The sequence below is a fragment of the Allochromatium warmingii genome (assembly GCF_900107145.1).
In the GTDB taxonomy this organism is placed as follows: Bacteria; Pseudomonadota; Gammaproteobacteria; order Chromatiales; family Chromatiaceae; genus Thermochromatium; species Thermochromatium warmingii.
Genome location: NZ_FNOW01000046.1, coordinates 1 through 21,621, shown reverse-complemented (window position 1 = coordinate 21,621; position 21,621 = coordinate 1). Strand labels below are relative to the sequence as shown.

Annotated in this window: 20 protein-coding genes; 10 read left to right on the top strand and 10 right to left on the bottom strand. The window is 53.3% G+C overall.

All coding sequences use genetic code 11. The features are described from left to right. Positions 1-113 precede the first annotated feature (113 nt). From BLW10_RS11800 to BLW10_RS11780, 5 genes are read right to left on the bottom strand one after another with little or no spacing between them, the layout of a single operon-like run. Positions 114-1,490, bottom strand: a complete 1,377-nt coding sequence (locus tag BLW10_RS11800) for a sensor histidine kinase (protein WP_091334945.1) — start codon at positions 1,488-1,490, stop codon at positions 114-116. After that, positions 1,490-2,155, bottom strand: coding sequence for a response regulator transcription factor (locus tag BLW10_RS11795; protein ID WP_091334943.1), 666 nt, complete (start codon positions 2,153-2,155; stop codon positions 1,490-1,492). The genes BLW10_RS11800 and BLW10_RS11795 overlap by 1 nt, the downstream gene beginning before the upstream one ends. Then, positions 2,155-2,529 (bottom strand): PepSY domain-containing protein, encoded by a 375-nt coding sequence (locus BLW10_RS11790; protein WP_245709365.1) that lies wholly within the window; start codon positions 2,527-2,529, stop codon positions 2,155-2,157. The genes BLW10_RS11795 and BLW10_RS11790 overlap by 1 nt, the downstream gene beginning before the upstream one ends. A gap of 48 nt (positions 2,530-2,577) precedes the next feature. Continuing rightward, positions 2,578-3,171, bottom strand: a complete 594-nt coding sequence (locus tag BLW10_RS11785; protein ID WP_091334942.1) for a cytochrome C — start codon at positions 3,169-3,171, stop codon at positions 2,578-2,580. A 27-nt stretch (positions 3,172-3,198) separates the two neighbouring features. Further along, the gene (locus BLW10_RS11780; RefSeq protein WP_091334940.1) at positions 3,199-3,561 is read right to left on the bottom strand and encodes a DUF1924 domain-containing protein; all 363 of its coding nucleotides are present in this window, start codon (positions 3,559-3,561) and stop codon (positions 3,199-3,201) included. A gap of 179 nt (positions 3,562-3,740) precedes the next feature. Here BLW10_RS11780 and BLW10_RS11775 point away from each other — a divergent pair, with 179 nt between their 5' ends. From BLW10_RS11775 to BLW10_RS11730, 10 genes are all read left to right on the top strand, one after another. Next, the gene (locus BLW10_RS11775) at positions 3,741-4,358 is read left to right on the top strand and encodes a cytochrome b/b6 domain-containing protein (RefSeq protein ID WP_091334939.1); all 618 of its coding nucleotides are present in this window, start codon (positions 3,741-3,743) and stop codon (positions 4,356-4,358) included. Between the two features lie 105 nt (positions 4,359-4,463). Then, positions 4,464-7,151 carry a calcium-translocating P-type ATPase, PMCA-type gene (locus BLW10_RS11770; RefSeq protein WP_091334950.1) on the top strand — a complete coding sequence of 896 codons (2,688 nt, stop codon included), beginning with the start codon at positions 4,464-4,466 and terminating at the stop codon, positions 7,149-7,151. 178 nt (positions 7,152-7,329) lie between these two features. Beyond that, positions 7,330-9,162, top strand: coding sequence for a nucleoside-diphosphate sugar epimerase/dehydratase (locus tag BLW10_RS11765; RefSeq protein WP_245709363.1), 1,833 nt, complete (start codon positions 7,330-7,332; stop codon positions 9,160-9,162). Positions 9,163-9,200: 38 nt separating this feature from the next. Further along, the gene (locus tag BLW10_RS11760) at positions 9,201-9,641 is read left to right on the top strand and encodes a DUF29 domain-containing protein (protein WP_091334937.1); all 441 of its coding nucleotides are present in this window, start codon (positions 9,201-9,203) and stop codon (positions 9,639-9,641) included. 125 nt (positions 9,642-9,766) lie between these two features. Further along, on the top strand, positions 9,767-10,348 hold the full coding sequence (locus BLW10_RS11755) for an aminodeoxychorismate/anthranilate synthase component II (protein ID WP_091334935.1): 582 nt from the start codon (positions 9,767-9,769) through the stop codon (positions 10,346-10,348). Position 10,349: 1 nt separating this feature from the next. Beyond that, on the top strand, positions 10,350-11,378 hold the full coding sequence (gene trpD / locus BLW10_RS11750; protein ID WP_091334933.1) for an anthranilate phosphoribosyltransferase: 1,029 nt from the start codon (positions 10,350-10,352) through the stop codon (positions 11,376-11,378). 87 nt (positions 11,379-11,465) lie between these two features. Beyond that, entirely contained in the window at positions 11,466-12,263 is a 798-nt protein-coding gene (gene trpC, locus BLW10_RS11745; protein WP_091334932.1) for an indole-3-glycerol phosphate synthase TrpC, read from the top strand. 144 nt (positions 12,264-12,407) lie between these two features. Further along, a complete protein-coding gene (gene ppk1 / locus BLW10_RS11740) occupies positions 12,408-14,585 on the top strand; it encodes a polyphosphate kinase 1 (RefSeq protein ID WP_091334946.1) in 2,178 nt (725 codons plus the stop codon). Positions 14,586-14,589: 4 nt separating this feature from the next. After that, positions 14,590-15,159, top strand: a complete 570-nt coding sequence (locus BLW10_RS11735; protein WP_245709362.1) for a thermonuclease family protein — start codon at positions 14,590-14,592, stop codon at positions 15,157-15,159. Between the two features lie 89 nt (positions 15,160-15,248). Then, positions 15,249-16,301, top strand: a complete 1,053-nt coding sequence (locus BLW10_RS11730; RefSeq protein WP_245709360.1) for an FAD:protein FMN transferase — start codon at positions 15,249-15,251, stop codon at positions 16,299-16,301. Here the strand turns inward: BLW10_RS11730 and BLW10_RS11725 are convergent. The 5 genes from BLW10_RS11725 to BLW10_RS11705 form a co-directional block, all read right to left on the bottom strand. Next, the gene (locus BLW10_RS11725; RefSeq protein WP_091334927.1) at positions 16,298-17,434 is read right to left on the bottom strand and encodes a response regulator; all 1,137 of its coding nucleotides are present in this window, start codon (positions 17,432-17,434) and stop codon (positions 16,298-16,300) included. The two genes, BLW10_RS11730 and BLW10_RS11725, sit on opposite strands and share 4 nt — an antisense overlap. 126 nt (positions 17,435-17,560) lie before the next feature. After that, the gene (gene parC / locus BLW10_RS11720) at positions 17,561-19,834 is read right to left on the bottom strand and encodes a DNA topoisomerase IV subunit A (RefSeq protein WP_091334926.1); all 2,274 of its coding nucleotides are present in this window, start codon (positions 19,832-19,834) and stop codon (positions 17,561-17,563) included. Positions 19,835-20,013: 179 nt separating this feature from the next. Further along, the gene (locus BLW10_RS11715; RefSeq protein WP_091334924.1) at positions 20,014-20,313 is read right to left on the bottom strand and encodes a DUF4342 domain-containing protein; all 300 of its coding nucleotides are present in this window, start codon (positions 20,311-20,313) and stop codon (positions 20,014-20,016) included. 65 nt (positions 20,314-20,378) lie between these two features. After that, positions 20,379-21,368 (bottom strand): serine/threonine protein kinase, encoded by a 990-nt coding sequence (locus BLW10_RS11710; protein ID WP_091334923.1) that lies wholly within the window; start codon positions 21,366-21,368, stop codon positions 20,379-20,381. A 58-nt stretch (positions 21,369-21,426) separates the two neighbouring features. Next, a partial coding sequence (locus tag BLW10_RS11705) for a transposase (protein ID WP_425425889.1) occupies positions 21,427-21,621 on the bottom strand: 195 nt, incomplete at its 5' end.

Sequence of the window (21,621 nt, the reverse complement as noted above, 5' to 3'; positions counted from 1 at the left end):
CGGACACATCGCGCCGATTCAAGCACTCAAGGACTGGCAACAACAATGCCCCGAACGCTTCAAAAAGCGTGTCTATAATCTCGCGGGACTTGACACCTAGCATAGAGGTGCGATCAGTGGATTGAGGGGTCAGGTGTTTCCGGTAATCGCACCCACACCCGTAGCCCGCCTAATTCGGCCCGTTCAAAACCGAGCAGTCCACCGTAAGCTTCGACGACATCGCGCACAATCGCCAAGCCTAAGCCAGTGCCGGCTTGATGGGCGTCGAGCCGCAAACCGCGTTCGCCGAGTCGTGACCAGTGTTCTGGGGCCACACCCGCGCCATCATCGCTGATGCGCAGTTCCACCTGTCCGACCGAAACACGCACGACGGCGATCTCGACGCGATGACGTGCCCATTTCGCGGCATTTTCCAGCAGATTGCCGAGTAATTCGAGCAGATCATCGGCAAGCAACGCCACCTGAATTGACGGCTCTGTCGTGCAGTGCCAGTCGAGGCGTTCGCCGTCGGGTGTGCGTTGCAGGGTGCGCAACAGTCGTTCTAGGCAGCGTGTGACATCAGCGCAGGCGGTGTGCGGCGGATGACCGGAACGCACGCGGGCGCGAATCAATTCACGCTCCACACGCCGCCGCATGGTCAGTGCCAGTTGTTCGACATCAGTTGCCAAGTCGGGATGACCGGCTTGACGCAAGCGTTCGGCGTCTGCGACCAGTACACTGAGCGGGGTTTTGAGGCCGTGCGCGAGATCGGCAATCCAAGCGCGGGCGCGTTCGACGGCTTGGGCGCGGGCGGTCAGTAGGGCGTTGAGTTCGGTCAGGAGCGGTTGGATTTCATCGGGGCCAGTATTCATACAGTGCGCGGCCTGACCAGCACGGATCGCGCACAGATCGCGCCGCAACGCATCTAAGGGTGCGAGGCCGGTTTGAATCTGCACGGCAGTTGCGAGCACTAAAAGCAGCGCGATCCAGCCTAAATACGGGCGCATATCGGCGGCAAAGTTGGCGCGGGCGGCGAGCACTTCGGCACGATCTTGCGCCACAATCAGACGTAGCGTGAGCGGCGCGGGCGTGGCAGGAAGCTGTATGCGGCGTTCGCGTACCAGCAGTGTCTGTCCGGCTGGCCCCGGTAGCCGATGCGCATGACTGACTCCGGGCGCGAGTGCATCATCGGGCACACTCAGGATTTCATCCCAGAGCGAGCGCGAACGCAAAACGCCGGCCTGCTCAGAACGGTCGATTTGCCAATAGTGACCGCTTAACGGCTGGTTAAAAGCCGGATCGCGTGGTAGTTGGGTGAGTTGGAGTACGCCATCCGGGGTCAGCGTGACCACAGCCGCGAGTTGATTTAAGCGGGTTTCTAATTCTGCGCCGAGATGCCGTTCGACATGATGAGCAAATAGATTGCTCAAACCCAGCCACGCAATCAGCAATGCCAGCCCAATCGCCAGCAACGCACCGATCCACAGCCGCGCTCGCACTGACGTGCGCACTAGGGGGGATCCGTTTCGATCAAATAGCCAAACCCGCGTCTGGTTTGAATTAGTTCCGCGCCGAGCTTGCGCCGCACCCGTCCGACCAGCACTTCAATCGCGTTAGATTCGCGCTCAAAATCCTGCGCATACAGGTGTTCGGTTAGCTCGTGCTGCGACACGACGCGCCCGGCGTGCTGCATCAAATAGCTGACCAAGCGGTATTCTTGCGGCGAGAGATGAATCGGCAGACCATCACGGCTCAGGCTTTGGCGACGCGGATCGAGCCGAAATGCGCCCTGCACCAGTACCGGCGTGAGCTGTCCGGCGGCACGGCGAATCAGTGCCCGTATCCGCGCCAGCAGTTCTTCCATGCGAAACGGCTTCGGCAAATAATCATCGGCACCAGCTTCGATGCCTTCAACACGCTCCGTCCAATCGCCGCGTGCGCTCAGAATCAAAACCGGCAATCGCTGTCCCGCTGCACGCCAGTGCCGCAACACCGATAGCCCATCGAGTCCGGGCAGTCCCAGATCGAGGATCGCTGCGGCATAGGGTTCAGTCTCGCCCAAAAACCACGCCTCACGCCCATCGGCGGTGCATTCGACGCTAAAACCAGCCGCCGTCAAACTGGCCCGCAGTGTTGCGGCGACTTGTTCGTCATCTTCAACCACCAATAGACGCATCAGTCGTCGTCATCCTGTTGCAACATCTGTCCACTGCGGGCATCGACGGTGATGTCTTGTCGGCGGCCATCAGCGGTCAGAATTTTCAGTTCATAGACCCAGAGCCGCTGACCGGCGTAGGTCTCGCGTTCTAATTCGATTTCAATCACCTCGCCCGGAACCGCTACGGCAAGCTGCGCCAAGATCGCGGCGATGGGCTGGATTTCACCGCGTAGCCGAGCGGCGCGGGCGTGATCGTGATCTGGAACCGACGCCGCTGACCGCGCAGAGCTAGAGATGGCGGCGTCATCTGCCCGCCCATCGCCAACCGCAGTCTGTAGCCCAAGCAGGCCCAAGATGCCAACTGCGATGCGGTAGATACGGTATCGGTTCACAAATGCTGTCGATCCGTGGTTTGAACGCTAGGCGGGTCTGGTAGCGGTTTAGTCATCCCAGACGCCATGCCCCGGAATGTCGATCCAGCGTTCATTGTAATCACCCTCAGCCGCTTTGCGATGACAGGCATTGCATTGACTGAAACTGCCAACCTCGGGATTCTCCGTGACCCAAGCAAGCGGGATTTCGTCGTGTTTACGCTGAAACGCTTGGCTGGTTGTGATGCGCGGTAAGCTGTTTGCGAGCGTTGCTGACGGTTGCGCAGCGCCCGCATCACTTGGCGCGGCTATCGCGGCAGTATTCACACCCAAAAACGCTCGAATTTCAGTCAATAATGCCTCGGATAGACTGGCATCATCCCCGTAATGCTGTTGCAGTGCCTCGGTTGTCAGAAGCTGCGCCCAAGCGGTTGGCGGCAGCAATTCGGGTTGATAAGCGAGATGACAGGCACCGCATTCTTGATTGTAGGTGGCATTGACAACAGCGGGCAGCCGATGGGGTAAGGTGATGCGCTCACGGCTCTGGGGCGCTGTAGCGTCATCATCCGCGTCATCATCAGCCAGCGCGACATAGAGACTGCTCACCGCAAGCACACCGCCCAAAGTCAGTGTTAAAACGGATTTAAGTGATAAGGGGCGCATTGTCTCGATCCTCTTAATGTGTGATGGTTAGTGTGTCTGGATGTAGGCGATGAAATCGGCTTTTTCTTCAGCAGTGCAATCGCGCCCGAGTGTCCAGCGACAGTTGCGTGTCAACCATTTTTCGACTTTGGCGGGATCGGTCAGGCGCGATGAATTGACTGAAGGGGCCATCGGTTCGATGCGCTTGCCAGTGTTGGCTTGGCGGCCTGCTTGCGTGAGGTCAGTGCCGTGACAGGTGACACAACTGCGCGGGGCCGCTCCGTCGGCTTGTGGATAGGTTGTGCGCCAAGCGGCAGCACCGGCAGCCGGATCAGCGGCCCAGAGTGCGGGAGGCAGGAAGATAGACGTTGCTGTCAGGAGGACAAGCGCGAGCGGTCGGGTGCGGGTCATGTGTGGGTTCTCGTGTCGTGATCGGTTTCAGACCGACGGTAGCGACACCCTAACGCCGCATGGCTGACAAAACGCTGACAGCCGTTATCAGCGTTCGGTCAGGTACAGCGGGTTAGTCTTGTGACCGCGCCGATGATGGCGCTTATCCCCTGATCCTGACCCTGAGCGCGGAAACACCCATGCACACCAATACTGACACCCATCTTGATCCCACCGCGAGCGATACCACGCACGCATCCGAGCGGATTCGCGTTTGGGATCCGCTGATTCGTCTGTTTCATTGGTCGCTCGTCGCGGGCTTTGCGACGGCGTTTATCGTCGAAGATGACAACTTGAGCCTGCACGTCTGGGCGGGGTATCTGGTGCTCGCTCTGATTAGCGGGCGTCTGGTCTGGGGCGTGATTGGCACCCGTCAGGCGCGGTTTAGCGATTTTGTACGTCGCCCGCGTGCGGTTTGGGCATATCTCGGTGCGGTAATACAGCGGCGTGCGCCGCGTTATCTGGGGCACAATCCGGCAGGTGGGGCAATGATTGTGCTGCTACTTATCAGTCTGATAGCAACGACAATCAGCGGTCTGGCGCTCTATGGTGCTGAGGAATTGGCTGGCCCGTTAGCCGAGGTGATGCGGTCGTTTCCAGCGATCTGGGGCGATGCGCTGGAAGACATCCATGAGCTGTTCGCAAATCTCACGCTTGGGCTGATTCTGATTCATGTGGCCGGCGTGCTGGTTTCTAGTCTGCTGCATCGTGAAAATTTGATTGGTGCGATGCTACATGGCTATAAACGGAAGGAGTAAAATTATCCAAGCACTGAGCATCACCGACAGAGCCGCCGCCCTTATCCAAAACTCACGTTAAGATAGTCGCACTGTTCCTCACCCAAGCCGATGGAGAATCACGCGATGAAATTCGTTTATTCCGGACTGACCGACCATGAGGTCGAACGCGCCCGCGCCGCACACGGTTCCAACGCTGTTGCCACCCAAGCAACTGAAACTTTTTGGGATAAATTGCTCGGCAATTTAAAAGATCCGATTATTATTATCTTGATTGTGGCGCTGGCCATTACGGTACTGCTGACTATTCTCGGCTATGCGGAATGGTATGAAAGCGTAGGCATTGCATTTGCCGTTATCATTGCGACATTCGTGGCCACTTGGTCAGAATATAGTAATGAGCAATCCTTTCAACGCCTGCTTGAAGAAGCATCGCTGATTACCGTCAAAGTATTTCGCACTGGTCATCTAACTGAAATTCCCATCAATGATTTAGTTGTCGGCGATCAAATTTTATTACAACCAGGCGATACTGTGCCAACCGATGGGCTGATTATTGCCGGTCATGCTGAAGTTGATGAAGCAGCCTTAACTGGTGAATCTGAACCTGTAAAAAAACAGGCACTGCCGACTGACGCGGCCGATCATAGCGCATCCGAAGCCCATCAATTATCACGCGCTGGATTATTGGTCGATGGTGAATGCGTGATGCAAGCAACCGCAGTGGGTGATAAAACCCGCTATGGTCAAACCATGAAAGAATTACTCTCAGCAGAAGATCGGCTCTCGCCGCTGCAACATAAACTGACGGTATTAGGCGGTCATATTGCCACCTTTGGCTATATCGGCGCGACCTTCATCTTTTTAGCCTTTATGTTCAATAACGTTTTTTTACAAGGCGGCGGATTAGAGAGCTATGTTGCGCAAAATTTCGGTTTGATTGCCAGTGATGTTATAACCGCGTTGATTCTAGCGATCATTGTCATCGTCGTTGCTGTGCCGGAAGGCTTGCCGATGATGATTGCGATGGTATTAGCCATCAACATGAAAAAGCTGCTGCGCGAAAAAGTGTTGGTGCGTAAATTACTCGGCATTGAAACTGCCGGTAGTCTGAATCTATTATTCACCGATAAAACCGGTACCTTAACTCAGGGCAAATTATCCGTAAGCGCCTTTTTAACCGGCACTGGTGAGCGGTTTGAATCCTTAACGGCCATACCGCAGACATTGCGCGATGAAGCCGGCTTTGCCCTGCGTAATAATACCAGCGCCGTGATTGATGCCAGTAATCCGCATGATCCCAAGCTCGTCGGCGCAGATCGCACTGAACAGGCGCTGTTGCGCTTTGTCACGCCCTATTTAACGGCAAATGGCGCTGATGTTGTCGATATGATTCCATTTAGTAGCAGCCGCAAATTCTCTGCAACGCAGGTACGTGGTGAACGAGCATTAACTTTAGTCAAGGGCGCACCGGAAGTTATTTTAAAAAATTGCGGGCGTTGGCTTGATTGTGACGGTAACGCCCAAGAATTTAGCGACACCACATCACTCCAGGCTGCTATGAGTGAACTATCAGCGCGAGCAATGCGACTCTTAGCCGTTGCCATCACTGAGCAGCCCATCGATGCCGATACTAATGCGTTACCTGAATCACTAACGCTTATTGGTGTATTTGGAATGCGCGATGAATTGCGCACGACCTCATATCAATCGGTTAAAACCGCAAAACAGGCCGGCATTCATGTCGTGATGATTACCGGCGATGCGAAAGAAACAGCGCAAGCGATTGCGAAAGATGTTGGCTTGCTTGAAGATGACCCGCAAGCGATTGTGATGACATCGGCGGAATTAAGTGCATTATCTGATGCCGAGGTAAAACAGCTTCTGCCGCATCTATATGTCGTCGCTCGCGCATTCCCGACCGATAAAAGCCGTTTAGTAAAACTCGCCAAAGAATTAAATCTCGTCGTCGGCATGACTGGCGATGGCGTGAATGATGCCCCAGCAGTCAAAAACGCTGATGTCGGTTTTGCAATGGGGAGCGGCACCGAAATGACCAAAGAGTCAGGCGATATTGTCATTCTCGATGATAATTTCTCCTCGCTCACGAAAGCAGTGCTTTATGGGCGCACGCTTTTTAAGTCGATTCGTAAATTCTTGGTCTTTCAATTGACGGTCAATGTCTCAGCGATTTTAGTGGTTTTTTTCGGGCAATTCTTTGGTTTTGACCTACCGCTGACTATGACGCAATTGCTGTGGCTCAATATCATTATGGATACGCTGGCTGGCTTGGCATTTGCCGGTGAGGCGGCGCTTGCACGGTATATGCAAGAACCCCCGTTGCGCCGCGATGAGCAATTAATCAATGCGGATATGTGGTCGTCGATTCTCATCAATGGTATTTTAATTGCGACCATCAGCATCCTATTCTTAACCAGCAATCTGACACAGGGCTGGTTTGATGGCGGTTATGCGGTTGGCACTGCTGAAGCAGAAGCAAAATTCTTAACCGCATTTTTTGCTTTTTTCGTCTTTGTGCAGATTTTTAACACCTTTAATGCCCGCACACAGGGATTAAATCTGTTTGAGCATTTGCTAGATAATCGCCTGTTTTCGATTATTATTCCGTCGATTATGGCGATTCAGTTATTCTTCATCACCTTTGGTGGTGAAATTCTACGCACAGTTGGTTTATCGCTCAATGAATGGCTAACCGTACTGGCATTAGCCATACTCATTATTCCGGCAGATTTGCTTCGCAAAATAGTGCGCAATCGGGTGTTTGGCAATCCGATAGCAGGGGGCGAACGCTGATTGATGATTGATTGTTAATTAGCAAATCGGGTGCGCTATGCGTGCCCGATGACTGCTATTTTGGTTGTTGCTTGCATTGCGCATTACATATAGGGATTCGCAAAACAGTGAATAATTTAAAAACAACGCCGCACAGATATATTAGATGTCGGTTCATGCTGGTATGGATTGCTTTATCATGATCGCCCGCTGGTTACAACGCGCTCGCTCGCGTCTGCTGGTCTTTGTGCATGATATATTGATGATTCCACTTGCTTGGGGATTAGCCTATTGGATGCGTTTTAATCTTGCCTATGTGCCGCCAAATTTTATTGCTGAGGCGATTGCAACCCTGCCGCTGGTTATTTTAATTATTGGCCCAAGCTATTGGGCATTTGGACTCTATCGCGGGGTGTGGCGCTTTGCCTCGCTCAATGATTTAGCACGCATTGCGCAGGCCGTTTTAGTCGGTACCATGCTGCTGTTGTTTGTGCTCTTTGCGCTGAATCGTATGGCGTATGTGCCACGTTCACTACCGATTCTTTTTATTATCTTTCAGCTGATTCTGCTGGCTGGGCCGCGTTTACTCTATCGGTGGTTAAAAGATCGGCGATTAGATTTCAGCAGCGGCCAGCGTGTATTAATTGTTGGAGCTGGGCGTGCTGGTGAAATGCTGGTGCGCGATTTATTACGGGATCGGCAATGCGGGTATGTGCCGGTTGCATTTGTTGATGATACGCCACGCCGTCAAGGTGGCGTGGTACATGGTGTTCCAATTCGTGGCACAACTGCGGATATTCCGCATATCGTCGAACGCTTTGGAATTGATATGGTATTGCTGGCTGCGCCGAGTGCTTCAGCGGTGCAAATGCAACGCTTAGTCGAACGCTGTGAACGAGCTGGACGCCCATTTCGGACAGTGCCACAAACAAAAGAATTGATGGCGGGACGTGTTGCGGTGAATCAATTACGCGCCGTTTCGATTGAGGATTTATTAGGACGCGATCCAGTGACGCTGGATTGGGCGGGTATTCAACAGGGTTTAGCTGGACGCGTGGTGCTCATCAGTGGAGCGGGTGGCTCGATTGGCTCGGAACTCTGCCGACAATTAGCGCAGTGCGGCCCACGTCAATTGATTCTTGTCGATCATAGTGAATATAATCTTTATCGCATTGAAACTGAATTGCTCGATCAGCCTATACCACCATCTTTATCTCGGTATTTACTCGATGTCACCCAAGCGGCAGCACTAGAACGATTATTTGCACGTCAGCGTCCGGATGTTGTATTTCATGCCGCAGCATATAAGCATGTCCCGTTATTACAAGATCAGATTCTAGCGGCACTGACAAATAATGTAATGGGTACGCGCTTGATTGCAGCGGCAGCAGATCGCTGGGGTTGCGAACGGTTTGTTTTAATTTCGACAGATAAAGCGGTTAATCCAACTAATATCATGGGCGCAACTAAGCGCGCTGCCGAATTAATCTGTCAAGATAAGCAAACGCGCTCAAGCTGTCGTTTTATGACGGTGCGTTTTGGGAATGTATTGGGATCGGCTGGAAGTGTGGTGCCGCGTTTTCAACAGCAAATTGCACGCGGTGGGCCGGTGACGGTGACTCACCCTGATATTGAGCGATTTTTTATGACGATTCCTGAAGCCTGTCAGCTTATTATGCAGGCGGCAGTTATTGGACAGGGCGGTGAAACCTTTGTGCTTGATATGGGTGAGCCGGTAAAAATTCGCTATCTCGCGGAACAAATGATTCGGCTGTCGGGACGTGAGCCGGGACGTGATATTCGCATTGAATATACTGGCCTGCGTCCGGGTGAAAAGCTTTACGAAGAATTATTTTATCCGAGTGAAGGATTTACCGAAACACCGCATCCACGTATTCAAAGTGTTCGCCGTACTGAGGCGCTTGATAGTGCGGAGTTGGCGGTAATTCTCGATGCACTCAGTCAAGCGTTGCAGGAACAGGATGAACAGCAGGCAGCGGAACTTTTGGGGCGTCTTGTGCCGCTGCATTGAGTTTAACGTGATCAATCTATCATTGATTGTCAATTAGCATGAATACACCTTACTCAACTGACATCTATGCTTGGGCTAATGAACAAGCTGCATTGTTACGCGCTGGTCGCTTTGCTGAGATTGATGTTGCGCATATTGCCGAGGAGATTGAAGACGTGGGCAAAAGCGAACAGCGTGAATTAGCAAGTCGCATGAGCGTATTACTGGCACATCTATTAAAATGGCAGTATCAACCTGAGCGACGCGGAGCCAGTTGGCAATGCACAATTCGCGCACAACGTAAAGAACTTGCGTATCATCTGGATGATACACCAAGTTTAAGGCCAAAATTGTCTGAGCCGCGTTGGTTGGATATGGTTTGGACTAAAGCACTTGCTCAAGCGATCACCGAAACAGGGTTGAATTGTTTTCCTGAAGTCTGTCCCTGGCAAATAGATGACGAAGTTTTGAGTACAAATTGGTTTCCTGATGCGCTTTAAATAGATAAATCAGCTGAATGTAAAAACCACAAACCACGCTGCTGTACGCTCAGCCGCCGGTTTCGTTCGCGCAGCATTTCAGCGAAAATGCCGCGCTGCCTTAAGACTTTCGGGATGCCTGTGCTATGCTGCTGATGATCGACAATTACGACTCCTTTACGTACAACCTTGTGCAATATTTCGGCGAGCTCGGCGCGGAGGTAAAGGTTGTGCGCAACGACGAGCTGACGGTTGCGGCGGCGGTCGCGCTCGCTCCAGAACGGGTGGTGATCTCGCCAGGCCCGTGTACCCCGCACGAAGCGGGGATCTCGGTGCCACTCATCGAGCGGCTTGCCGGTCAGGTGCCGATTTTGGGCGTCTGTCTCGGGCATCAGTCAATTGGTCAAGCGTTTGGCGGGCATATTATTAAAGCGCCCACTGTGATGCACGGCAAAACCTCGCCGGTTTATCATCTCAATCAAGGCGTATTCAGCGAATTGACTAATCCCTTTGAGGCCACGCGCTATCATTCGCTGGTCATTGAGCCGGAAACCCTGCCCGATTGTCTGGAAATCACAGCTTGGACACAGCACCCCGATGGTTCGCGGGAATGTATTATGGGTGTCCGCCATCGCACCTTGCCAATTCAAGGCGTGCAATTCCATCCCGAATCCATTCTCACCGCACACGGTCATCGCCTATTACAAAACTTTCTGGAGGATCGCTGATATGGAAATCAAGGATGCTATCACTTTATGTGTCGAGCGCCGCGATCTTAATCACGACGCAATGACTGCCGTGATGCGCACGATTATGACCGGCGGCGCAACAGCGGCACAGATCGCCGGATTTTTAATTGCACTGCGCATGAAAGGCGAAACCGTGACCGAAATCGCCGCCGCTGCTGCAGTGATGCGCGAACTCGCGGCGGGCGTCGATCTGTCAGGACTCAATCATACCGTTGATATTGTTGGCACCGGCGGCGACAGTTCGGGTACATTCAACGTGTCAACGACAAGTATGTTTGTTGCGGCGGCGGCGGGCTGTCAGGTCGCCAAGCACGGGAATCGCTCGGTTTCGAGCAAATCCGGCGCAGCCGATGTGCTGGAAGCGGCCGGCGTGCGGCTCGATCTGACGCCGGAACAGGTCGCGTACTGCGTGCGCAGCGTCGGCGTTGGTTTCATGTTCGCGCCTGGTCATCACAGCGCGATGAAACACGCCGTCGCGCCACGACGTGAACTCGGCGTGCGCACCTTATTCAACGTGCTGGGGCCGCTGACCAATCCGGCGCGGGTGCCCAATCAAGTGCTCGGTGTGTTCAGCGCCGAGTTGCTCGAACCGCTCGCGCTGGTGCTACAACGGCTCGGCAGTGAGCACGTTTTGGTTGTACATGCCCGCGACGGACTCGACGAAATCAGCATTGCGGATAGCACAGATATTGCTGAATTGCGCAATGGTGAAGTCCATTTATATAGCGTGCGCCCCGAGGATTTTGGCTTGCAGCGTGCGTCACTTGAAGCGATTCGTGTTGCTGGGCCAGCCGAAAGTTTGGCGCTATTACTCAGCGTGTTAGCGGGCGAAGCGGGCGCAGCGCGTGATATCGTGCAGCTCAATGCTGGAGCGGCAATTTATGCTGCCGGATGCGCTGATTCATTAGCAGCCGGGGTAATGGCAGCAGCGCAAGCGATTGATAGCGGTGAAGCGCAACGGCGTTTTGAGCGATTGATTACCTTGACGCAAAGTTTTGCTCGACCCTGATTTTTGCGCATTATATAGCTCCCGCTTGGTGAGCTATTGATTAGCTCACTGATTTATTCCGCAATCAAAAACCGCTCAGCTAACGCCATGACCGACACGCCAGATATTCTCAAAACAATCGTCCAGCGCAAACATGAAGAAATCAACGCCCGCCGCACGCAACGTTCCGAAGCGCAATTAATTGCTGCACTCGCCGATGTCGGGCCAGTGCGCGGTTTCGCCGACGCATTACAGCGACGCATTACGGCTGGCGAACCAGCGGTTATTGCCGAAATTAAAAAAGCCAGTCCCAGTAAAGGCGTTTTGCGTGCAGATTTTCAACCGGCTGCAATCGCCATGAGCTATGAACGTGGCGGCGCAGCCTGTTTATCTGTGCTTACAGATGTTGATTTTTTTCAGGGTGCGGATATTTATTTACAGCACGCACGCGCCGCCTGTCATCTGCCAGTCATCCGCAAAGATTTTATTGTTGATCGCTATCAGGTGTATGAAGCGCGGCTGATTGGTGCGGATGCAATTTTGCTGATTGCTGCCTGTTTGTCAGATCAGCAATTGACTGAACTCAATGCACTCGCCCATGAATTACAGTTAGATGTGCTGATTGAAGTCCATGATGCTGAAGAATTACAGCGGGCGCTAACTGTTCCTGGGCGCTTGATTGGTGTCAATAATCGTAATCTGCGCACCTTTGAAGTGACATTAGAGACGACTCTGAATTTGCTTGAATCCATTCCCACTGAACGGCTTTTAGTCACAGAAAGCGGTATTTTGAGTCACGATGATGTCATGCGAATGCGGGCGCACACTGTCAATGCCTTTTTAGTCGGTGAGGCGTTTATGCGTGCGCCTGATCCAGGTGTTGAATTAGCGCGGTTGTTTTTCTGAAAAATGCGCTGCGTAGTTGCTGCCCGCTAATCGTCACAAATACGAACCAAACATTCGTTTAGAATCGGTCAATCCCTCCTGACCAGACCCGAGCTTCCCATGAGTATGCCTGAGCCACTGAACGAAACACTGTCCGCAAGCATGATGACGGCGACTGATACCCCACTCCCGTCGCCGGATGTCGATCTCGACGACCCAAGCCTGTATCTGAGCCGCGAATTGACTTGGTTAGCATTTAACCGTCGCGTGCTCCATGAAGCTGAAGACCCACGCACACCGCTGCTAGAGCGCGTGAAATTCCTCGCCATTGTTAGTAGTAATCTCGATGAGTTTTATATGAAACGCATCGGCGGTTTAAAACAGCAGATTGCTGCGGGTATTCACACTGCCGGATTAGATGGCCGCACGCCTGCGCAACAACTTAAAGAGTGTCAAACCGCTGTGCGCGTATTTCAGGGCGATTTGCGGCGCATTCATGTCGAATTAATGCGCGAACTGGATGCTTATGATATTCGCATTTCGCTGTATCAAGATCTCCCCGCCGACGCCCGCGAACGCTTGCGCGAGCATTTTCGTGCGAATATTTTTCCAATGCTTACACCATTGGCAATGGATCCCGCGCATCCATTCCCATTTATTTCCAATTTGGCGCTGAATTTACTTGTCACATTGCGTTATCCAAGTGGCACTGAAGTCTATATGGCGCGGGTTAAAGTGCCGGTACACAAAGATGTGTCAAAACGACTGATTGCTGTCGATGGCTCGCGCACCTTTGTTACCCTAGAAGATTTAATTATCAATAACCTTGATATGCTTTTTCCAGGTATGGAATTCGTATCTTGTGCATTATTCCGTGTCACACGCAATGCCATTGTCGAGCCGGATGTCGAAGCTGCGAATGATTTGCTGGAAATGATTGAGAGCGAATTGCGCGAACGCCATTTTGCGCCAATTGTTCGTTTAGAAGTTGATCCCGGCATGGAAGCAACGCATCGCGGAATGTTAGCCGCTGAATTGGGCTTAAATGAATCTGAAGATGTTATCGAAGTTGAGGGGATGTTTGCAAAACGCGATCTATTCGAGCTTGCGGCAATTGAAATCCCTGAACTGCACGATAAACCGCATCGTCCAGTCGATCACCCGCTATTAGCAAAAGATCGGCGCAATATTTTTCATATTATCCGCGAGAGCGGCCCGATTTTGCTTCAGCATCCGTATCAGCCATTTAGCACTTCGGTTGAGCGGTTTTTGCGCACTGCTGCTGAAGATCCGAAAGTGCTGGCAATTAAAATGACGCTGTATCGCACATCAGCCGGCGCGATTCTCGATTCATTGATTCAAGCTGCACGCAATGGCAAACAGGTCGCTGTGCTGGTTGAGCTGAAAGCGCGATTTGATGAAGCAGCAAATATTCAATGGGCGCGACGTTTGGAAGCGGAAGGGATTCATGTCAATTATGGCGTCATTGGCCTCAAAACCCATAGTAAATTGATTTTTATTGTCCGCCGTGATTACTCACAACTGCGCCGTTATTATCATATCGGCACTGGAAATTATCATCCGGGCACCGCAAAGCTCTATACCGATCTGGGAATGCTGGGCTGTGATGAAGAAATCGGTCAAGATTTAACCGAACTGTTTAATTATCTAACCGGCTATTCACCACCGCCGAGTTATCGCAAGATTTTAGCTGCACCCTATAATCTTAAGCGTGCGCTGATTGACAAGATTAACCGCGAAATCGAACACCATAAGCGCGATAATAATGGCGTGATTCAGATGAAAATGAATGCGCTTGAAGACCCAGACATCACGCGGGCGTTGTATAAAGCGAGTCGTGCGGGCGTGCAAATTGATTTGATTGTGCGCGATACCTGTCGCTTCCGTCCCGGAATTCCCGGACTGAGTGAACGGGCGCGGGTAGTTTCGATTGTCGGGCGCTTTTTAGAACATGCGCGTATTCTTTATTTTCGTAATGGTGGCGATGAAGAATATTACATCGGCTCGGCAGATATGATGCGGCGTAATTTGGAAAGTCGCGTTGAAGTTCATGCGCCGGTTGAAAATCCAGAATTGCGTCAGGAATTGCGCTTGATTCTCGATGTGCAATTTGCAGATAGTCGTTCGGCGTGGGAAATGGATGCCAACGGCAATTATACGCAGCGCACACCGGAAGATGACAGCAAAAAGGGAACGCAAGAAACGCTGATTAGCGTTGCTGAAAAACGTCTTGCAGCGGCAGCTAAACATAAAGAAAAGAAAATTCGCTCGCGATTGCTCAGCCATTTTCAATGGCGACTGCGCGAAAAAAATCAGGCCTGAGCGAATGCGAGCACTGCTTCAATCCATGCTGCGTGCGCAACTCCGGCGCCCCGGGCGTTCAGTAGGCGGTCTTTTACTGGTTGCTGTTGCATTCTGGGGTGTGGAACGCTGGGGCAGTGATTTAATTCCGACTGCGTGGAAACTTGCTTTAAATAGTCGCGAGTGTCGCGTCGAGAAAATCAGCGATGGCGATACCATGAATGTCCGCTGTGGTACGGAATTAGTAAAGGTGCGCTTGTATTGTATTGATGCTCCAGAATTATCGCAAAAACCCTGGGGTACGCGCTCGCGTGAGCATTTGCAGTCAATTACACCACTTACAGTGCGCTTATTAAAAATCGATCAAGATCGCTATGGGCGCACTGTCGGCGAGATTTATACAGCGGATGCAGAGCGCCGCTTGCTCAATTTAGCGCAAGTCGAACAGGGGCAAGCGGCGGTATACCCGCAATATTGCGACAGTGAGCGTTATTTTAGCGCCGAGCGGGTAGCACGCGCTGATAAACAGGGTATTTGGAGTCGGCGCGGTGCGCATCAAAAACCCTGGGCGTATCGACAGCAATCGCGTCATTAAATCTTTCGGGTATGCAATGCGCATTTTTTTGATGATGCACATGAATGCCTGATCTGTCTGTTAAACCAATCTCTTCTTGGTATTTTTACATGCCCATTTGGCAGCGCATTCGCTTGCTATTATGTGTTGTGCCGGTGCTGGCTTTGAGCGGCTGCATTGAATCACAGGCTGATCCCATGATCGAATTATCTGGCCCGACAATGGGAACCTATTATTCGGTCAAAATTGCCCGTCCACCGGCTGGCTTAACCGTTGCGCAGCTCGAATTGGAACTCGGCTTTGTGCTCAATGCGGTTATCGCTGAGATTTCGACCTATGATCCAAATTCTGAGCTATCACGTTTGAATGCAAATTCAAGCACGGATTGGATTCCAATTTCAGCGCAGTTACTGAATGTAATTGCCGATGGGCAGCGGATTGCGGCGCTAACCGATGGCGTTTATGACGTGACAATCGGCCCACTCGTCAATCTCTGGGGATTTGGCCCCGAGCACCGCGCCGAGCGCCTGCCGACTGCGGCTGATATTCAAGCGACCCGCGAGCGTGTTGGTTATCGCAAGCTCGAATTGCGCAGCGCACCGCCGGCGGTGCGCAAGGCGCGTGGCGATCTGTATATCGATCTGTCCTCACTCGGCGAGGGCTATGGCGCGGATCGGATCGTTGCGTGGCTAGAAGCGCACGGCGTCACGGATTATATGGTGGCGATTGCCGGTGCAATTCGTGCTCAGGGGCACAATGCTAAAGGTCAGCCGTGGGGGATTGCCATTGAGCAGCCGCTGCCTGAGCAACGCAGTGTGCATCGGGTGGTGCCGCTGTCGGGACACGCGCTCGCAACATCTGGCGATTATCGCAACTTTTTTGAGCAAAACGGCAAACGTTATTCGCACGAAATCGACCCGTACACCGGAGCGCCGGTTGATCGCAAACTCGGCTCGGTGACGGTGATTGGGGATGTCGGGATGACGGTCGATGGGCTGGCAACCGCGCTCATGGTGCTGGGTGAAGAGCGCGGCCCAGCACTTGCGGCGGCTCAGGGGATTGCGGCCTATTTCATCGTGCGTGAGGGCACGACGGTGCGCGGCATCGCGTCACCGGCTTTTCAAGCGTATCTGGATGCGGTAGGGGATGCAGCAGGTGACTAACCGCTGGCCGCTGCCAGCCCCTGACGCTGCGCTAAAGCAGCGGTTTCTGCTTCGCCATAGCGGATGGCGATTTGGCAAAATTCATCAAAGCGGGCAATGAAGGCATCCACGACATCTGGATCAAAATGCGTGCCGCGTCCGGCGGCGATGATGGTGTAGGCATCCTCAAAGGACATCGGCGGTTTGTAAACACGCTGAGAAATAAGCGCGTCGAACACATCAGCCAGCGCCATGAGTCGGGCGGCGATGGGGATGGCATCTCCAGCCAGCCCTTCAGGATAGCCGCCGCCGTCCCAGCGTTCGTGATGATAATGGGCGATGTCTTTGGCCATGACTAAAAAGTCAAGCGGTCGATCAACATCACGTTCAGCTTGTTCAATGGCGTCGCGTCCTAATTTGGCGTGGGTTTTCATAATGTCCCACTCTTCGGGCGTGAGTTTGCCGGCTTTGAGCAAGATATGATCGGGAATGCCGACTTTGCCAATATCATGCAGTGGCGCGGATTTAACCAGCAGATCAATCGCACGCGGATTGAGAAAATCACGGAAACGCGGATGATTAGCTAATTGTTCCGCGAGTGCGTGAACATAGCCCTGAGTGCGGCGTAAATGATTGCCGGTTTCGGGATCGCGGATTTCAGCCAAATGCGCCAGCGCGTGAATACTGACATCTTGCACGGCAAGATTTTCGCTCATGCGCCGTGCTAATTCGACTTCGAGATAGGCGTTTTGATTGGCGAGCCAATCGCGGGCTTGTTTCAATTCAAGCTGAGTGTGAACGCGGGCGCGGAGAATCGGTGGGACGATAGGTTTAGCAATATAATCGACGGCACCGACATCTAAACCGCGAATTTCTGCCTCCGTGCTATCCATTGCGGTGACAAAAATCACCGGAATATCTCGGGTTTCAGTATCGGCACGCAGCCGTGCAAAGACTTCATAGCCGTCCATTTCCGGCATCATCACATCAAGCAGAATTAAATCCGGCTTGGGTGCAGTTTTCACCACACGCAACGCTTTATCACCAGACGTGGCCGCCCGCACGCGATAATCAGTTTGCAACAATTCACTCAAGACCGCTAGATTTTCTGGCGAATCATCGACGATGAGAATTGTTGCCAAGCCAGCATCCATTACAAAAACTCCGGTCTGGAATTGCTCGGGCGCTGTCAATCCGGTGCGGCGCAGATCAAACGGCTGATGAGATTTAACCGCACTACTGACAGCATTAGAGCGACGGAAACGGCAGCGAGTTTCACATCACACTACTGGCTGTTCAGTTTCTATCGCCCGCAAGCCATCGACATGTTGGAAACCTCGCGGTAACAGTTTACCACGTCGCCCGCGCTCGCCATGATAGAGCGCGAGATCAGTCGGTTTGAGCGTGAGTTCACGTTTGCCTGCGCACACTGTTAGCGGCGTGTCGGGTGCGACTACGGCCAGCGCACGCAGCCGCTCAGTTGCCACCGTGCCGCGTCCAGTCGGCAGCGCGATCAGCTTATTGCCCTTGCCGCGTGCCATTTCCGGTAGTTCGGTGAGTGGAAAGACGAGCAGATGTCCAGCCGTGGTGACGGCAGCGACGCGCAGTCGCTCTAGGCTCGGCGTCAGTCGCAGCGGCGCGAGCACCTGTGCGCCTTCTGGGAGTGTCAACACCGCTTTGCCGCTTTTGGGCTTGGCAATCAGCGCTTCAAAGCGAATGATGAAGCCGTATCCAGCATCGGAGGCGAGCAGATAGCGCGTTTCGGGTGCGTCACTGAGCACGGTAAGAAACCGCGCTCCAGCGGGCGGGTCGAGGCGTCCGGTGAGCGGTTCGCCCTGACTGCGTGCCGAGGGGAAGGTATGGGCGGGCAGGGCGTAACTGCGGCCGGTTGAGTCGAAAAATACCGCCGGTTGATTACTGCGCAGGCGTGTGAGCGTCAAAAATCCATCACCAGCGCGATAGCTCAGGGTCGTCGCGTCAACTTCATGGCTTTTTGCCGCCCGCACCCAGCCTTTTTCTGAGAGCACTACGGTGAGCGGTTCACTTGGGGCGAGTTCGGTTTCATCGAGCGCAACAGCGGCGGGGCGTTCGATCAATGGGGCACGCCGTGCATCGCCATAGCGTTCGGCATCGGCGCGAATTTCGTCACTAATCAATTGCTTAAGCGCCTGTTGATCGCCAAGCAGCCGCTGCAAATGGTCGCGCTCACTGCTCAGGGCATCTTGTTCGGCGCGGATGGCCAATTCTTCTAAACGCGCCAATTGGCGCAGGCGGGTGTTGAGCACGTAATCGGCTTGCAGGTCGGTCAACCCAAAGTAGTCGATCAGCACCGGCTTGGGGTCGTCCTCGTGGCGCACGATGTGAATCACTTCGTTGAGATTCAGGAAGGCAATCAGCAGCCCATGTAGCAGATGCAAGCGATGCAACACTTTTTCGAGCCGATGCTGTAGTCGCCGACGCACAGTCTCGGTGCGATAGGTGAGCCATTCGCGCAAGATGTCGCGCAGATTCATCACCCGTGGGCGACCATCCAGCGCGATCAGGTTGAGATTGACGCGATAACTGCGCTCTAAATCCGTGGTAGCAAATAGATGCAGCATCAGCCGCTCGATATCAATCCGATTAGAACGCGGCACGATGACCAATCGGGTCGGATACTCATGATCGGACTCGTCGCGAAAATCCTCGATCATCGGCAGTTTTTTCGCGTTGAATTGCGCCGCAATCTGCTCCAGCACCCGACTACCGGAGACCTGATAGGGCAGCGCGGTAATCACAATGTCGCCCTGTTCGCGGCGGTAACAGGCACGTTGTCGCACACTGCCGTTGCCGGTGCGGTAGAGCTTCAGGATCTCGGCGGCTGGGGTGACAATCTCGGCGGCGGTCGGAAAATCAGGCGCGGGGATCAAGCCGACCAGCTCGTCGAGCGTGGCGTCTGGATGATCGAGCAGATGGAGACAGGCGCGGGCGACTTCGCGCAGATTATGTGCGGGAATATCGGTCGCCATGCCGACGGCAATACCGGTCGCGCCATTCAGCAGCAGATTGGGCAAGCGTGCGGGCAGTAAACGCGGCTCGTCGAGCGTGCCGTCGAAATTCGGCTGCCAATCAATTGTTCCCTGATCGGCTTCAGCTAATAGCAGCTCGGCATAGGGTGTGAGGCGCGATTCGGTATAACGCATCGCGGCAAATGATTTCGGATCATCGGATGATCCCCAATTACCTTGACCGTCTATCAGCGGATAGCGATAGCTAAATGATTGCGCCATGAGCACCATTGCTTCATAGCAGGCTGAATCACCATGCGGATGAAATTTGCCCAGTACATCACCGACCGTGCGTGCGGATTTTTTGAATTTTGCCGTCGCCGATAGACCTAATTCAGACATCGCATACAGAATACGCCGCTGCACCGGTTTTAAGCCGTCGCCGATATGCGGCAGAGCGCGGTCGAGAATCACGTACATGGAATAATCCAAATACGCTTTTTCAGTAAAATCCCGCAGCGGGCGGCGTTCAAGTCCCTCAGCGGTGTAAATTGCAGTGTCCGGCATGGGCAGTCTGGCCTTAAAATCACGCGCTATCAGCTATCAGCTATCAGCTATCAGCTATCAGCTATCAGCTATCAGCTTGATATTTGATATAGTCACAAAGCGAGAGCTTGATAACTTAAAATACACACAAAAGCTTTGCGTTCTTTATATGCTTTGCGGTTTCTAGCTATCACACTATCCTAATCATCATAGTCACGACGCGAATACACTCCCGCATCGCGTTCGATTTCCAGCTTAAACTGCATCACCAGCGCCGCGAGTGCCGCCAGCGCCATCAGCATCGGCACAATCAGCACCAATACCGCCAGCACCGCTACTGCTGCTGTCAATGGCACCTCGGCCAGCACCCGCCCACTCGGACGACGCACAATCAGCCGCCGGAGATTGCCTTGATTGATTAAATCTTTCGCTTTACTCAACCAATCGGAATCATTGAAATCGAGATCATCCGATGGTCGGCGTCCGCTTTGCTTGCGCATGAAATAAAACCTCAGGTTTTAAAGAATAAGGGAAAGATGGGACGATAATGTACTGAATGCACTGCTTAAAAGCCATGCAATGGCCCGTCGGTCATGGCTGCAATCTGCTCGCGCAGTTGCAAAATGTGATTCTGCCAATAGTGCATATCGCCAAACCAAGTAAAAGCCGCTGGAAATGCCGGATCATCCCAGCGACGCGCAATCCAAGCGGCATGATGAATGAGGCGCAGGGTACGCAATGCTTCAATTAAATGCAGCTCGCGGGCATCAAATTCGGCAAAATCTTCATATCCAGCAAGTACAGCGGCGAGTTGTTGTGTCATTTCGGCGCGATCTCCAGCCAATAGCATCCACAGATCCTGAATTGCCGGCCCCTGTCGCGCATCATCAAAATCGACAAAATGCGGCCCGGCATCTGTCCATAATAAATTCCCTAAATGACAGTCACCATGCAGCCGAATCATGCGCACTGCTCCCGCTCGCGCATAGCAATCGCGCACGCATTGTAAAGCGTGATCGGCGACGCTCCGATAGGCGTCGAGCAAATCGGCTGGAATCCAATTTTGTGCAAGCAGAAAATCGCGTGACGCAACGCCAAACTCTGCAATATCAAGCGTTGGGCGGTAATAAAAGGGCACAACCGCACCTACGGCGTGAATGCGCCCGATAAAACGTCCGATCCATTCCAATACATCCAGATCGCCAAGCTCAGGATGTCGCCCGCCGCGACGCGGCATCAGCGCCAATCGATGACCGCGAAAGTGATGCAGTGTCCGTCCAGCAAAGCGCAAGGGCGCAACCGCCGGAATGTCCAGCGCTGCAAGCGTGAGCATGAACGCATGTTCCTCCTCAATTGCCGCATCGTTCCAGCGCCCCGGACGATAGAATTTGGCGATGATCGGCGCGTCGTCATCGAGGCCGACCTGATAGACGCGATTCTCATAGCTGTTGAGCGCCAACAGCCGACCATCGGGCATCAAACCGACGCTCTCGACCGCATCTAAAACACAGTCGGGCGTGAGATCGGCGTAGGGAGTGAGATTCACGGTGTTCATAACGGGCGATTCTACCGCGTTGTGCGCAGCGATGTGCTAACCGGCTAGGGCGATCGCGCTATATAGTTTTCCTATTGTGTTCGCCGAGCAGTAGCTCCATCCGGTAGTTATCGTTGAGCGCGGCGCGTAGTTTTCGCTGGCGCAGACTGTCCTTCGGTGGCCCATTGTGCTGCAAGAGGTTGAGCGCCATACGACGCAGCAGGGCCAGATTCTCGGGGCTATGGTCGTGGCGGGTGCGACAGGCATCTTCGCC

Coding starts and splice junctions, on each gene's coding strand:
- BLW10_RS11775 (WP_091334939.1), top strand. CDS start 3,741: ATGCACACCAATACTGACACCCATCTTGATCCCACCGCGAGCGATACC.
- BLW10_RS11780 (WP_091334940.1), bottom strand. CDS start 3,561: ATGACCCGCACCCGACCGCTCGCGCTTGTCCTCCTGACAGCAACGTCT.
- BLW10_RS11730 (WP_245709360.1), top strand. CDS start 15,249: ATGCCCATTTGGCAGCGCATTCGCTTGCTATTATGTGTTGTGCCGGTG.
- BLW10_RS11765 (WP_245709363.1), top strand. CDS start 7,330: ATGATCGCCCGCTGGTTACAACGCGCTCGCTCGCGTCTGCTGGTCTTT.
- BLW10_RS11715 (WP_091334924.1), bottom strand. CDS start 20,313: ATGCGCAAGCAAAGCGGACGCCGACCATCGGATGATCTCGATTTCAAT.
- BLW10_RS11735 (WP_245709362.1), top strand. CDS start 14,590: ATGCGAGCACTGCTTCAATCCATGCTGCGTGCGCAACTCCGGCGCCCC.
- BLW10_RS11795 (WP_091334943.1), bottom strand. CDS start 2,155: ATGCGTCTATTGGTGGTTGAAGATGACGAACAAGTCGCCGCAACACTG.
- BLW10_RS11725 (WP_091334927.1), bottom strand. CDS start 17,434: ATGGATGCTGGCTTGGCAACAATTCTCATCGTCGATGATTCGCCAGAA.
- BLW10_RS11710 (WP_091334923.1), bottom strand. CDS start 21,368: ATGAACACCGTGAATCTCACTCCCTACGCCGATCTCACGCCCGACTGT.
- BLW10_RS11755 (WP_091334935.1), top strand. CDS start 9,767: ATGCTGCTGATGATCGACAATTACGACTCCTTTACGTACAACCTTGTG.
- BLW10_RS11760 (WP_091334937.1), top strand. CDS start 9,201: ATGAATACACCTTACTCAACTGACATCTATGCTTGGGCTAATGAACAA.
- BLW10_RS11770 (WP_091334950.1), top strand. CDS start 4,464: ATGAAATTCGTTTATTCCGGACTGACCGACCATGAGGTCGAACGCGCC.
- trpC (WP_091334932.1), top strand. CDS start 11,466: ATGACCGACACGCCAGATATTCTCAAAACAATCGTCCAGCGCAAACAT.
- trpD (WP_091334933.1), top strand. CDS start 10,350: ATGGAAATCAAGGATGCTATCACTTTATGTGTCGAGCGCCGCGATCTT.
- ppk1 (WP_091334946.1), top strand. CDS start 12,408: ATGACGGCGACTGATACCCCACTCCCGTCGCCGGATGTCGATCTCGAC.
- parC (WP_091334926.1), bottom strand. CDS start 19,834: ATGCCGGACACTGCAATTTACACCGCTGAGGGACTTGAACGCCGCCCG.
- BLW10_RS11785 (WP_091334942.1), bottom strand. CDS start 3,171: ATGCGCCCCTTATCACTTAAATCCGTTTTAACACTGACTTTGGGCGGT.